Origin of the sequence: Mucilaginibacter sp. SJ, assembly GCF_028993635.1 — a bacterium.
Taxonomy (GTDB): Bacteria; Bacteroidota; Bacteroidia; order Sphingobacteriales; family Sphingobacteriaceae; genus Mucilaginibacter.
In genome coordinates this window covers 5,067,819-5,080,716 of sequence record NZ_CP118631.1, presented here as the reverse complement: position 1 = coordinate 5,080,716, position 12,898 = coordinate 5,067,819, and the positions used below count along the sequence as shown (strand labels likewise).

Below are 12,898 nucleotides of genomic sequence, written 5' to 3'. Positions count from 1 at the left end.
GTGTTGCCGCCATGAAACACAAGTTGTTTCTGTTTACGCTATTTTTATTGCTGACCTGTTTAAATGCAGGGGCCACGGTATTTACCGTTACGAGTAATGCCGATGCAGGAACAGGTACACTGCGCGAGGCCCTTACTAAAGCAGCCGCCAACGGCACGATTCAGCAGGATATTATTAATTTTAATCTGCCAAGCCAGGCTCCTATTACCTTGTTTACCCAACTCCCCGAGGTTACCTCTAATTTAATTATCGACGGCAGCACGCAGCCGACACCCAAACTCGGCAGAAGTGACGCCAGGGTTTATATCATACCCGATATAAGCTATACTTTTCCGGGGACTAAGGCAGCAGCCCTGTTGATGACTGAAGTTACCAATGTGGAAATATATGGCTTATGCATAAAAGGTTACAGCAGCAAACTCACAAACTTTAACGGCAACCTTCTTTTCACTGCTATATCGGCCTACGATTGTACCAATATTACCATAGGCGCACCGGATAAAGGAAATGTTTTTTGCGATAACATCTACGGTGTTTATTGCGGCACCAACTCACTAACCGACTCAAAGAATAATGATAATATCAATATCCAATCAAATTTTATTGGTTATGATGAATCGGGAACAAACGTTGTTGAATTAGGATATGCACTTGATATAACCGCCGATAACTCATTAGTGGGTGGCCCTACCTCCAAAGAAAGAAACTATTTTGCTACCGCGATAGCCCTGAACGGAACCGATAATAAATTTATCAACAACTCACTTTCACTTGATGTGAACGGCCAGGATAACCGCGGAAGCGCTTCAATTCTTTTACACTTCCAGGGAAGCAACGTGCAGGTAACCGACAATGACTTCTGTGTTACAACATTTCAGTTTGTATCAGTAAATGGCTTTTACTTTCTGCGTAATAAACAAAGCAGTATACCTGGAAATTCGGGCATGTCGTTATTTAAATGCAACAATGCTTTTATAGGCGATGATAATGATAACGACATTAATATTTTCAGTAATGATGGCGGCGCATTTTATGCGGTCGAATCAACCAATATTACTATCGCCAAAAACAGTATTTCCTGCAATACAAACCCTTACCTTATATCAAACGGAACAGCGATTCCCAACATAAATGTAATTGTAAACAGTGCCGCCGAATTTTCAGGAACGGCATCGCCCGGAGCCGCAATTTATATTTATAATGACAATACAGACTGCAACGTTTGTAACCCGGTACAATACCTGGTTACAGTTGTTGCAGATGCAGCGGGTAACTGGAAGTATACCGGCGATTTTCACAATAAAAAACTGGTGGCAAATGCTACGCTTAACAATAGCTCATCCGAATTTACCCAACCGGTGATTTCGACGTCGGCCGCCGATTATGTGAAGGTTAATCCAACCTGCTTCAAAAATAACGGATCTATTACCCTGCAAAACTTAAAGAACGTTATCGGGGTTGACTGGTATAATGACCAGGATCAATTAGTACAATCCGGCGGCACCAAACTTAAAAATGCGGGTGTTGGTACCTATTATGCCAAATGTTACAACGGCAATTGTTTTGCTCAATCTATTCCCATAACCTTAACCAGCTCAAACCCCGGCATAGATGATTCAGAGCTTCACAAAGTGAATGCTTCCTGCGATGCAGCAAATGGCAGCATCAGTAATTTAAAGCTTATCAATACAAACGGCGGTACACCACCATTAAGGTGGACAAATGAAGCCGGAAATGTAATACGCAACACACTGGATATCGACGGGCTTCCCGGCGGAACATACACCCTCACCATAGATCCGGACGGCTGCGCTATGCCCTATCACATTACACTGCTTAACCAGGAGCTTGTCATCGAACCGCCTGTAATAAGCAGCTTTCAATTATGCGGTCCGGGCGAAACAATAATACCAGTAAAAAAACCTGTAGCAACGTCAACCTACAGGCTTTATGATAGTGAAACCAGTACTACTCCGCTTGATGAGGAACCCAATGGCAAATTTAAAGTGAACGTTACCGCCAACCGGAGTTACTATATCAGCAGGCTTAGCAATGCCTGTGAAAGTACCCGCACAAAGGTTGATGTAAGCGTAGGCCTTTCAAACCTTAATATTGCCAATGTAATTACACCCAATAATGATGGTATCAATGATTACTGGCAGATAGCGGGAATGGAAAACTATCCAGCGGCAACCGTAAAAATATTTAACCGGTATGGCAAAAACATTTTTAACTCCATAGGATATAGCCACCCGTTTAACGGCACCTATAATGGCAAAACATTACCTACAGGCAGTTATTATTATATCATTAACCTAAACTCCGGTTGTGGCTTATTATCGGGCAGCTTAAGCATTATCCGTTAGCGATAATTGCCTCAGGTACATTTGTATGGTGTTTTCCAAACCATAGTACAAGGCATCGCTTACCAGGGCATGACCAATGCTTACTTCGAGCAGGCCGGGTATATTTTCTGCAAAATATTTCAGGTTATGCAAGTCCAGATCGTGACCGGCATTAAGGCCTAACCCCGCCTGTTGTGCAACTTTTGCGGCCTCGATATATGGAGCAATAGCAAGCTCCTTTCCTTGTGGAAAATGAGTAGCATAGCCTTCGGTATAAAGTTCTACACGGTCGGTACCGGTTTTGGCGGCGCCTTCAACCATTTCGGGCAGCGGATCAACAAAAATAGATACCCTGATCCCTGCATTTTTAAATACCGCTATCATATCTTTTAAATAATGATAGTTGGTGATGGTATCCCAGCCATGGTTTGAGGTGATCTGACCCAGCACATCGGGCACCAGGGTAACCTGTTCGGGCTTATTGGCAAGCACCAGGTCGATAAATTTTTGTTCCTGGCAATTACCTTCAATATTAAACTCGGTAGTAACAATTTTCTTAAGTTCGAACACATCGTTATAACGAATGTGGCGCTCATCGGGCCGGGGGTGCACCGTTATTCCCTGCGCGCCAAAACGTTCACAGTCTTTAGCAACCTGGATCAGGTCGGGATTATTGCCCCCCCGCGAATTACGAAGCGTAGCTATTTTGTTGATGTTGACAGATAGACGGGTCATACCTCAAAGTTATAGATCATTTAGGTAAGTTAACAAAAATTAATTCTCTTTTGAACTTATAAGTTCGTCAACGTCCCAACCATATTTCAATATAGCCCGATTTTGCTTTGTTGTCTTTATAATACTTAGCCACATAAGATTGACCGTATTTAAAATGCAGAAATTCAGAAACTTTATTTGCTTGTAACTGATCATCCGCATTAAAATACCTCACCTCGGTACTATCCGGGCGACCTACATCAAAAATATTTCTGGCTCCCATTACTTTGAAACCGGCGTTTGTAAGTTGTTGCTCTATATCATTAAATTTATTAGTCAACTTTTTATTACCAGCCAACAAATACACTCTTGCATTATCAACAATAGGCGCGTCAAGTGAAACAGAAGTAGCAGGTTTGATTTGAGGTATACTGGAAGGATCTTTTTGTTTTTGGATTATATAATTTACTATACTATCTCTAACAGAAGACTCTTTTATAAGATTAGTGTGTACAAGTAGCTTAAGGGTTTGTAAACGTTCTTCTGCTGAGTTTGATTCTAAAGCTTTAAGTACCAGATCGGATTGATATTTTTGTCGGGAAAGTTCGCTGTTCCAGTAACCCTGTAACATTCCTCCCAGTAAGGTACCAACAAGGGCGAGTACACCAGGAATAACTAATATAAGTATTTGATTATTTTTTTGCATAAGGCAGGTACTTTTTAACAATCTAAAAATCAAATAAATATAAAATAACATTATTAAACATCAAAGATACTATTAGCAGAATTACAATAAATGAAAACGTTTGAATGTGGCGATGGCAATGAACCTGTGGGCGTTAACGATTTCATTAAACTACTGCAGTCAAAAACACGATCGATTGCCGGTAAGCAATGGTTGCTGTATGATCTACGCGAAAGTGTGGATGAAGAGTTTAGTGAAGCGCCATGAGGGAGGCTGGCTGTGTGCCGTGGCAGTTAGCAGTTCAAATATGCAGACTTACGAAGTTTAGTATTTTTGAGTAGATACCCTAAAATAAAAGCCCCATAGCACTCGCTGCATGGGGCTTTAAACCTAAACCTTATCACAAATCCGGGTTTGGATACCCGTAATTGAATTGTAAATATAAACATGATTTTTAAAAACTGTATGACGTTTATTACAATTTAGTTCTTTTGCATCATATAACATCCATTTATATAAATCTCATATTTTTTTCACCTTAATTTAACAGTATATTCACAATGGAGGCCCGCGTCTATCTATTCGGATGCCGAAAGCATATGTCTCTCAGCTTTCTGTCAAGATTTATGCTGTAAGAAGCAGTAATAACCTGCTAATTATCTACTCATTCAACATAAACTTGTCAACCCCGTATGCCGGTTGCCACTTATCTCCAGGTTCAAAATAATGCCAAAGCAGGGCGGATACTTTTTTGATCAGCAATCCGGCTTCATTGTCGGGTGTCCAACTGGTATCCTTGTTATGATTAGTAATGATCGAAAACACGTAATCTCCATGCGGGGCATTTACCAGCACAGTTTCTGACCTTGATTCATCAACCGCCCCCTGTTTGGAAATGGTATGTACGTAAGGCGGAATTTGCGACAACGCATGTTCATCCCAGTAAATGCGCCCCATGTTACGGTACATCCGCTCGCTGGCTGCCTGGCTTACCGCCTTACCTTCGCGGATCATGGTGAACAGACGGCACATTTCGCGCGGGGTGCTTACTCCCCAACCATAGATCTTGCGGATAGCTTCCCTGCCCGGCACACGTGAATTTACCCGCATTACCTTAAAGCCATTTTGATTGAGCCAGTTGTTGATATATTCGCCGCCCACCAGCTTTTGCAGCCACAAACTTGCGGTATTATCGCTCATGGTGATCATGAGCATAGCCACTTTACTCAATTGTACAGTGTCTTTATCTTTGAATGAGCCCAGCAAATCCTCACCGGCATAAAGCAATGAATCGCGGTAAACTAATTTCTGATTATACTTCAGCTCACCTTTTTCTATCTTATCCATCACCCCGCATTGGATACTTACTTTGATCATACTGGCTGTAGGGAACAGCGTATCTGCATTGATCTCCGCCGTTTTGCCGTTTTTTAAATTATATACATAAATGCCAACCTGGCCCTGAAAATCTTTGACAGCTTCATTTAATTTAGCGCTGAGTTTACTGTCGGTTTGTGCAAATGCCGGTGCTGCTAACAATGTCAACAACAGTAAGGTAAGTTTATGTTTCATGTGATGGCGATCTAAAAAAATGAAAATACAAATTTTAATATAACAGGCAACCACTCCTTTATATTTGCTAAAACATCCGTTAGCCCATGAACCAATTTGTTGATATTACCAACCGCAAAGTGCTATATCGCTTAATGCTCAACCTTCAGCCCGAAGCAGCGCCGCTTTGGGGCAAAATGAAACCGCAGCAAATGATCGAACACCTTATTGACCAGGTTCAGTATACTAACGGTGTAAAAATACCAACCTGGGATGGCCCGGATGACAATACAGTTGCACGTAAACACTCCGCCGTTTATACCGATGCCGAAATACCCCGTAATATCTTTTTGGAAGAATTGGCTGATACCTTAATCTACCCTAATTTGGAAACTGCTATTAATCAGCTAATGAAAGAACTTGACACTTTCGACAGGTATTTTAATACCCCCGATGTTAAAGTGATCCACGGTGCCTTCGGCCCTATGGATTATTATGAGTGGATCATATGGCACGGAAAGCATTTTACACATCATTTGAAGCAGTTTGGGGTGATAGACTGATAGTAAATCGGCATCAAATATTAACTTTGTTGTTCTTCAGAAATTTAAAAGAAGAAAGACGTCATTGCGAGGTACGAAGCAATCCCAAACTATACAGAAGGGCTTGCACTGCCGACCTGCACATCGGGGATTGCTTCATACCTCGCAATGACGGCCCGCAAAATCATTTATGAAATTCCTCCGCTGGCTTTTAATCCCATTTTCGCTGATCTATGGCCTGGTTACGGCTATTCGCAACTGGTGTTATGACCGGAGAATTTTCAAAAGCACCGGCTTTGACATGCCGCTGATCGTAGTCGGCAACCTGGATGTTGGCGGCTCCGGTAAAAGCCCTATGACCGAATATTTGATCAGACTGTTGAAGGACAATTATAAAATTGCCACGCTTAGCCGGGGCTACGGTCGTATTACCAAAGGTTTTTTAATGGCATCGGCCGAAAGCAAAGCCTCAGATATCGGCGATGAACCAGCACAGTTCAAACATAAATTCCCGGACCTTGATGTTGCCGTTTGCGAAAAGCGGGTTGATGGCGTTGAGCAGTTAAAAGACGATCATGATGTTATTATTTTAGATGATGCCTACCAGCACCGCGCGCTTGAGCCGGGTATAAGCATTTTGCTTTTTGATTACAGCCGTGTTAACGAACCTCATTTTCTGCTCCCGGCGGGTAACCTGCGCGAGCCATTCGGCGGACGTAAAAGGGCGGATGTCATCATCATCAGTAAATGTCCGGCTTCGCTGACCGATCTGGAACAAGGCCGCGTTATTAAAAGGATCAAACCTTATACGCACCAGTCGCTATTTTTCACCACCATAAAGTACATGCCGGCCCAAACTATGAATGGAGCTGGAGTTACAGATACCATCGACGATCAAACCACGGTTTTCCTGCTTACGGGGATAGCTAATCCAAAACCATTATTGGCATATCTGAAAAAGCAAACACCACTGATTGTTCATCATAATTATCCCGACCATCACCGTTTTAGCTTAAAAAATATCACTAAACTTGCCGATGAATTTTTGGCCTGTGTATCACAAAAAAAAGTGATCATCACAACAGAAAAGGATGCGCAGCGTTTAGGGGAACAGGACCTGCTTCCGATGGTTAAAAAACTGACCATTTTGGTGCTGCCCATAGGCATTAGTTTTTTAAATAACGGGCAACAACAATTTGACGAATTAGTACAAACATATGTTAGACAATATTGAAGGCACCGCCCGGTATATCAAAAACCGGATAGGCGATTTTGAACCCGAAGTGGGTATAATTTTAGGTACCGGCCTTGGTGGCCTGGTAAAAGAAATTGAGGTTGAAAAACAACTCATGTATTCCAACATTCCTGATTTCCCTATCTCAACATTAGAGTTCCATTCGGGCAAGCTTATTTTTGGTACCCTTGCAGGTGTTAAAGTGGTGGCCATGCAGGGCCGTTTGCATTATTACGAAGGCTACAATATGCAGCAGATCACCTTCCCGGTTAGGGTGATGAAATACCTGGGCATCAAAACGCTGTATGTATCAAACGCCAGCGGCTCGCTTAACCCCGATTTTAAAAAGGGTGACCTGATGATCATTGAAGATCATATTAACCTGCAGCCTCAAAACCCGCTGGTTGGCCGCAATTATGAAGAGCTTGGCCCGCGCTTCCCGGATATGAGCGAACCTTACCGTCATGATATGATCGAAAAGGGTTTGGCCATCGCTCAAAAAAATAACATCACCTGCCATAAAGGGGTATATGTAGCCGTAACCGGCCCTAACCTGGAAACCCGTGCCGAATACAAATACCTGCGTATCATTGGCGGCGATGCGGTTGGTATGAGCACCGTACCCGAGGTTATTGTTGCTAACCACATGGGGATCCCGACGTTTGCTATTTCGGTATTAACTGATGAGGGCTTTCCTGAAATACTTAAGCCAATAACGCTTGAAGAGATCCTTGCAATTGCGCAGGAAGCCGAACCCAAAATGACCCTGATACTTAAAGAACTGATAGCCGGTAATTAATGCGCCAAAAGCTCAAATATATTTTTTTATTGCTGATGTGCCTGTCGGTACAGGCCGCTTTTGCGCAGTATGGCAACCGCACTAACCCGCGTAACCTGCCTACCCGTGATACCGCGCGCCGGCAGGAAAAACAAATGACCGACGACCAGCTGCTGGACAGTTTAAGGCGAAAGGAAGAAAACAAAAAGGATTCGGTAGTTTTCAGCTCCAAATTTATCCGTGTTACCAATGAGCGTTTGCTGAATGATAGTACACAACTGTTTCCGATTGATACCGGTATCACCAACTTTGAGATCTATAGTCCGCTTATTGATCCCCGCAGCCCCCGAATTCATTTAGGTAATATTGGTTTGTCACAACGGCCTCTGCTTTTTGAGCCCAGCAGGACCATAGGCTTTGACCTGGGCTTGCATGCGCTTGATATTTACGCTTTAAAGCCCCAGGATATCAATTACTATAACACGCGCGTACCCTACACGAAGCTTACCTTGTACAACGCCTTTGGTGGTTCGGCCATACAACTGTTTAATATCGTTCATACCCAAAACATAAAGCCCAACTGGAACATCGGTTTTAACCTTAATTTCAACGGGTCAAGAGGTTTCTACAATTTTAACAACGTCCTTGGCCAAAACGTGAGCGATTTGAATGCTTCTATTTTTACGTGGTACGAATCAAAAAGCAAACGATATAACCTGCTGGCCAACCTTTTGTTTAACAACCTTAAAGCCCCCGAAACGGGCAGCATTCTCAACGATTCGGTGTTTACGAGTACCAATGTAAATAACGCCTTTTCAAAAGACAGGGCAGCGGTGCGTTTACCGTATAGTTATGAAAACTGGAACGACAAGGGCCTTTATATTAAGCAATTTTATTATTTAGGCCGGATAGATAGTTTGAATAAGGGGAAAGACAATTCAAAGATCCTCCCTACCCAACGTGTATCGCATACCCTTCATGTATCAAACAGCAGGTACCTGTATAAGCAAAGCGGTGTTGACACCTATAATGTGTTCCCCGATTATTATTACAGCAATAACCGGTCGCGTGATTCAACAGTGGTGACACATATCCAAAACGAGTTTTCATATAGCTTTTACCTTCGCAGTAAATCGGTGAAGTTTGTGAAAAATGAGCTTAAGCTTGACTTAGGGCTTGTACACGATTTTTATTCGTATAACCAGTATGTTAGCGATACCACCCTAAACGAGTATGGTGTAAAATACGTTCATCAGGACAAGGTACAGCACAACACTTTCCAGGATATTACCCTGAAAGCCAAACTGGGTTATCGCTTTAGTGACCGCATCGCGCTCGATGCCGATTTCAGGCAGATTGCCCAGGGCCGCGATTTCGGCAATTATTTGTATGATGCCAAACTTACCCTGGCAGGCGGCAAAAAAACCGGCAAGATCGTTTTAGAAGCCTATTCACAAAACAGCTCGCCTCCGCTGGTTTATAATAACTGGATTTCCAATCATTATATTTTTCATAATGATTTCAGTAATCAAAAAACAACCAGCGCTTCGTTCAACTACATTAACAATGCCCTGCAAATTGATTTAAAAGCCGAATACTTTTTGATCAGCAATTACCTGTATTTTACAGCCCAAGATGGCGGTACCGACGCGCGCCCGGCTCAGCTTAACAACTCTATCAACCTGTTAAAAGTAAGTTTGGGTAAAAACTTCACTTACCGGAGCCTGCATTTTGATAATTACGTGGTATACCAAAAAACCGATTATCAAAACACGCTTCGTACCCCGGAAGTATATGCTTACAGCAGCTTATATGTTAACAGGGTTTTGCTTAATGTACTGCATGCCAGTATGGGTATAAATGGAAGGTATAATACAGAATATGTTGCCCCTTCATATGCCCCGGGATTGGGCCAGTTTTATAACGGCGCAAACGTAACGTTTTCATCCTATCCGATATTTGGCGTATTTTTCAAAGCAACCCTGCAGCGTACCAACCTGTTTGTTGCTTATGATTACATCAACCAGCGTGCCTGGAGTAAAGGCTATTACACTGTTAATCGTTACCCACAACAGGATGCCATCCTGAAATTCGGTGTTTCGTGGACGTTTTATAATTAATAAGATCATCGGATACTAAAAAGCCCGAAACCAATTAAGTGTTAGTTTCGGGCTTTTATTTTCTACCTGCTAAAGTAGTTCAAAAAATGTCATTTCGACGAACCAGGTGGGGTTGCGCACAAGGGGTGAGGAGAAATCTTCTACACCCTGCATTTACAGCCATAGTTGTAGAGTCTCATGCAGAAGATTTCTCTTTCGCTCCACCACTCAGCCCGCCCCTGCTCTATCGAAATGACATTTTTTTTTAAGATGTGAAGGATCAACAGGCTTACCTCTTCAACTCCTCACTAAAGGTTAACCTGTTACCAAAAGGGTCATGAACGGTCATAGTGATGGCTTTATCATTCCATTCGGGCACCTCCAAACCGGGACGGTTATATTTATATTTTTTGGCGATGAGGTGGGCGTGGTAATCCCTTAACTCGCTAAAGTCATCGATTGCTATGTGGCTGCCGGGACTGGCATCGCCATGATGCTCGGAGAGGTAAAGCACTACATCGTGCAGGGAAATTTGGATGTATACCGGCGCACCTTCGGGCTTGTGTTCCCAATCGGTTTTAAAGCCGAGCCAGGTAATATAAAACTCTATGGCTTTATCATAATCAAAAATTCGGAGGATAGGTTTTGTTATTGACATGGGTATTTGATTGTTAAACAAATTTAACGGAAAGTGCCGCCAATTTTGTACAGCGAACATGCTTATTTTCAATTAACTGCCGGTAAATGTTAATAGATGTTAAATATGGCTAAAACGGCTTTGTAAATTAGGTTTCCATACAGCAGATAACTTACTTTCGTCGGCACATTTTGCCCCCTCGTCTATTACATTGAATGCGGTTTTAAAATGAGGCTACCTTAGCATGATATGTTTAAACGGATAAAGCCGGCGCTGATTATCGAAATTTGTATCCACCTGTTATTTTGGGCATTGATCATTTTTACGCCCATCATTTCCAGGCCGGATATGCGCGGCTTTCCGCAGCCTGCTTTTTCGCTGGGGCACATTATCAGTTTTAACCTGGTGCTCGCGGCCGAATTCTACCTGAATGCGTTTTTCCTTATTCCCAGGATCTTAAAAAATAATATCTGGCTTTATTTTTTTGCATTGCTTGCCTCCTTTGTGGTGTTCAATGTAATACTAATGGAGGTACGGCATTATTTCCCTGTGCCTCATTTTCCCTGGATGGGGCAGCACCGTCGCCCTCCGGGGCCTTTCCTGGTTATTTTCCCCTTATTATCTGTTACCGCCGGCAGCTTTGCATATCACTACCTGGCCGATCAGTTTAAAGTCATCAATAAAAAAAAGGATATTGATAATGCTTCGCTGATCTCTGAACTGGCATTTTTACGTTCGCAGATCAGTCCGCATTTTATTTTTAATGTGATTAACAGCGCGGTGGCGCTTTCAAGGTTAAACCCTTCAGCAGTTGAGCCTACATTGATTCAGCTTTCCAAATTGCTTCGGTATATGCTTTATGTAACCGATGCCGAAAAAGTTACGCTGTGCCAAAAGGAAGACTACCTCCGCAGCTATATAGAACTGCAGCAGCTCCGCTTCCGCGACCAGGTGAAGATCAGTTTCAGCTCAGATATTAAAGCCCCTGAAAAAAGCATCGAACCCATGCTGCTGATCCCCTTTGTTGAAAATGCCTTTAAGCATGGCACGGGCGATATTGAGGCGCCGGCTATAGCCATCACTCTTTTTACCGACGAAAAGAACCTGCGTTTCAGCGTACAAAATGTATACAACCCAACCGAAAACAGTAAAGATAATGCCTCGGGTATCGGTCTTGCCAATGTTAAACGCCGGCTCGAATTATTATACCCTGGCAAACACAACCTATATATCAACAAAAACGAGCAGGCTTATATAGTTATGCTGCAACTGGAACTTAAATGATGCGATGTTTAATAATTGACGATGAGCCACTTGCGCTCGACTTGCTGGAAGATAACCTGAAGCATGTAAACACCATACAGGTAGTGGCGCGTTGCCGCAACGCGGGCGAGGCGATCATTGCCATGCAAAAAGAACAGATAGACCTTATCTTCAGCGATATATACATGCCCGGCATCAATGGTTTACAACTCATCAGGAGTTTGACACAGAAGCCCATGGTGATATTTGTAACCGCTTATGAAAAATTTGCGGTGGAAGGCTTTGAGCTTGATGTAGTTGACTACCTGGTTAAGCCCGTACCCTTAGACCGCTTTTTGAAGGCCTGTCACAAAGCACTCGATTTGTATGAGCTTCGCCGCAGTTATGTGCCGCAGCCAACCACTAAAAACTATTTCTTTTTGCATGCTGATTATAACCTCGTTAAGATCAGCTTTGACCAGGTTGAATACATTGAGGGGCTTAAAGATTATATTAAAGTACACCTCATCAATCAGCAAAAACCGGTATTGTCCCGTATCAGCCTCAAAGCTATTGAGCTGCAATTACCGCCCGACCAGTTTTTCCGGGTACATAAATCATACCTCGTTAACCTCGACCATGTATCCCAAATGCGCCGTGCCCGTATCAAACTCATCAATACCGAGATACCTTTAAGCGACGGATATCGCGATGTAATCAACAGGATGATCGGGAAGGTGTAAGGTATTTCCTAATCATCTTGGTTCTGTTTTTGAGGTCTTTGCCTTCAGACAAGGTTAAAAATATGTCATTGCGCGAAGCGTGGCAATCGCATACTATACAGGGCGGGCGGATTTGCTTCCGTGCGATTGCCACGCTACGCTCGCAATGACATTTTTTTCAGGCAATTTCCAATTAACATATGCAACCGCCCGCCATTGCCTCTAACTAATATCCCTTTTCCAACCTGCAACTGCCACTAACAACTGCTACTAAGCAAAATCCCCCTGCCACACATCCGGGCATCTGGTCTACAGAAAACCTCCCATGGTCGATTTTATTTGAGGTGCT

Annotated in this window: 12 protein-coding genes; 8 read left to right on the top strand and 4 right to left on the bottom strand. The window is 42.9% G+C overall.

Features of this window, described 5'->3' with window-relative positions; all coding sequences use genetic code 11:
• Nucleotides 1-11 precede the first annotated feature (11 nt).
• A complete protein-coding gene (locus tag MusilaSJ_RS21175; protein ID WP_274986798.1) occupies nucleotides 12-2,366 on the top strand; it encodes a T9SS type B sorting domain-containing protein in 2,355 nt (784 codons plus the stop codon).
• Here the strand turns inward: MusilaSJ_RS21175 and MusilaSJ_RS21170 are convergent.
• Nucleotides 2,349-3,080, bottom strand: a complete 732-nt coding sequence (locus MusilaSJ_RS21170) for a pyridoxine 5'-phosphate synthase (protein WP_274986797.1) — start codon at nucleotides 3,078-3,080, stop codon at nucleotides 2,349-2,351. The two genes, MusilaSJ_RS21175 and MusilaSJ_RS21170, sit on opposite strands and share 18 nt — an antisense overlap.
• Nucleotides 3,081-3,147: 67 nt before the next feature.
• Nucleotides 3,148-3,765: a hypothetical protein gene (locus tag MusilaSJ_RS21165; RefSeq protein ID WP_274986796.1), complete on the bottom strand. Its 618-nt coding sequence runs from the start codon at nucleotides 3,763-3,765 to the stop codon at nucleotides 3,148-3,150.
• A gap of 90 nt (nucleotides 3,766-3,855) precedes the next feature.
• Here MusilaSJ_RS21165 and MusilaSJ_RS21160 point away from each other — a divergent pair, with 90 nt between their 5' ends.
• Nucleotides 3,856-4,011, top strand: coding sequence for a hypothetical protein (locus MusilaSJ_RS21160; protein WP_274986795.1), 156 nt, complete (start codon nucleotides 3,856-3,858; stop codon nucleotides 4,009-4,011).
• A 393-nt stretch (nucleotides 4,012-4,404) separates the two neighbouring features.
• Here the strand turns inward: MusilaSJ_RS21160 and MusilaSJ_RS21155 are convergent, their stop codons facing one another.
• Entirely contained in the window at nucleotides 4,405-5,316 is a 912-nt protein-coding gene (locus MusilaSJ_RS21155; protein WP_274986794.1) for a serine hydrolase, read from the bottom strand.
• A gap of 86 nt (nucleotides 5,317-5,402) precedes the next feature.
• Here MusilaSJ_RS21155 and MusilaSJ_RS21150 point away from each other — a divergent pair, with 86 nt between their 5' ends.
• The 4 genes from MusilaSJ_RS21150 to MusilaSJ_RS21135 all read left to right on the top strand — a co-directional run bounded on the left by MusilaSJ_RS21150 (nucleotide 5,403) and on the right by MusilaSJ_RS21135 (nucleotide 9,969).
• Nucleotides 5,403-5,858 carry a hypothetical protein gene (locus tag MusilaSJ_RS21150; protein WP_274986793.1) on the top strand — a complete coding sequence of 152 codons (456 nt, stop codon included), beginning with the start codon at nucleotides 5,403-5,405 and terminating at the stop codon, nucleotides 5,856-5,858.
• Nucleotides 5,859-6,027: 169 nt separating this feature from the next.
• Nucleotides 6,028-7,071, top strand: coding sequence for a tetraacyldisaccharide 4'-kinase (gene lpxK / locus MusilaSJ_RS21145; RefSeq protein WP_274986792.1), 1,044 nt, complete (start codon nucleotides 6,028-6,030; stop codon nucleotides 7,069-7,071).
• A complete protein-coding gene (locus MusilaSJ_RS21140; RefSeq protein WP_274986791.1) occupies nucleotides 7,055-7,870 on the top strand; it encodes a purine-nucleoside phosphorylase in 816 nt (271 codons plus the stop codon). Before lpxK ends, MusilaSJ_RS21140 begins: the two co-directional genes overlap by 17 nt.
• The gene (locus MusilaSJ_RS21135) at nucleotides 7,870-9,969 is read left to right on the top strand and encodes a putative porin (RefSeq protein ID WP_274986790.1); all 2,100 of its coding nucleotides are present in this window, start codon (nucleotides 7,870-7,872) and stop codon (nucleotides 9,967-9,969) included. Before MusilaSJ_RS21140 ends, MusilaSJ_RS21135 begins: the two co-directional genes overlap by 1 nt.
• A 268-nt stretch (nucleotides 9,970-10,237) precedes the next feature.
• Here MusilaSJ_RS21135 and MusilaSJ_RS21130 read toward each other — a convergent pair whose 3' ends face one another.
• A complete protein-coding gene (locus MusilaSJ_RS21130; RefSeq protein WP_274986789.1) occupies nucleotides 10,238-10,606 on the bottom strand; it encodes a glyoxalase superfamily protein in 369 nt (122 codons plus the stop codon).
• A 228-nt stretch (nucleotides 10,607-10,834) separates the two neighbouring features.
• On the opposite strand from MusilaSJ_RS21130, the gene MusilaSJ_RS21125 reads away from it, so the two are divergent.
• Together MusilaSJ_RS21125 and MusilaSJ_RS21120 are read left to right on the top strand one after the other, a co-directional pair.
• Entirely contained in the window at nucleotides 10,835-11,869 is a 1,035-nt protein-coding gene (locus tag MusilaSJ_RS21125) for a sensor histidine kinase (RefSeq protein ID WP_274986788.1), read from the top strand.
• Nucleotides 11,869-12,570, top strand: a complete 702-nt coding sequence (locus tag MusilaSJ_RS21120) for a LytR/AlgR family response regulator transcription factor (RefSeq protein WP_090534205.1) — start codon at nucleotides 11,869-11,871, stop codon at nucleotides 12,568-12,570. The genes MusilaSJ_RS21125 and MusilaSJ_RS21120 overlap by 1 nt, the downstream gene beginning before the upstream one ends.
• The last annotated feature ends 328 nt before the right edge of the window (nucleotides 12,571-12,898 follow it).

Excerpts from the sequence above, each read along its gene's own strand:
- MusilaSJ_RS21135 (WP_274986790.1), top strand. The coding sequence starts at position 7,870 with ATGCGCCAAAAGCTCAAATATATTTTTTTATTGCTGATGTGCCTGTCG.
- MusilaSJ_RS21150 (WP_274986793.1), top strand. The coding sequence starts at position 5,403 with ATGAACCAATTTGTTGATATTACCAACCGCAAAGTGCTATATCGCTTA.
- MusilaSJ_RS21160 (WP_274986795.1), top strand. The coding sequence starts at position 3,856 with ATGAAAACGTTTGAATGTGGCGATGGCAATGAACCTGTGGGCGTTAAC.
- lpxK (WP_274986792.1), top strand. The coding sequence starts at position 6,028 with ATGAAATTCCTCCGCTGGCTTTTAATCCCATTTTCGCTGATCTATGGC.
- MusilaSJ_RS21170 (WP_274986797.1), bottom strand. The coding sequence starts at position 3,080 with ATGACCCGTCTATCTGTCAACATCAACAAAATAGCTACGCTTCGTAAT.
- MusilaSJ_RS21155 (WP_274986794.1), bottom strand. The coding sequence starts at position 5,316 with ATGAAACATAAACTTACCTTACTGTTGTTGACATTGTTAGCAGCACCG.
- MusilaSJ_RS21130 (WP_274986789.1), bottom strand. The coding sequence starts at position 10,606 with ATGTCAATAACAAAACCTATCCTCCGAATTTTTGATTATGATAAAGCC.
- MusilaSJ_RS21125 (WP_274986788.1), top strand. The coding sequence starts at position 10,835 with ATGTTTAAACGGATAAAGCCGGCGCTGATTATCGAAATTTGTATCCAC.
- MusilaSJ_RS21140 (WP_274986791.1), top strand. The coding sequence starts at position 7,055 with ATGTTAGACAATATTGAAGGCACCGCCCGGTATATCAAAAACCGGATA.
- MusilaSJ_RS21120 (WP_090534205.1), top strand. The coding sequence starts at position 11,869 with ATGCGATGTTTAATAATTGACGATGAGCCACTTGCGCTCGACTTGCTG.
- MusilaSJ_RS21165 (WP_274986796.1), bottom strand. The coding sequence starts at position 3,765 with ATGCAAAAAAATAATCAAATACTTATATTAGTTATTCCTGGTGTACTC.
- MusilaSJ_RS21175 (WP_274986798.1), top strand. The coding sequence starts at position 12 with ATGAAACACAAGTTGTTTCTGTTTACGCTATTTTTATTGCTGACCTGT.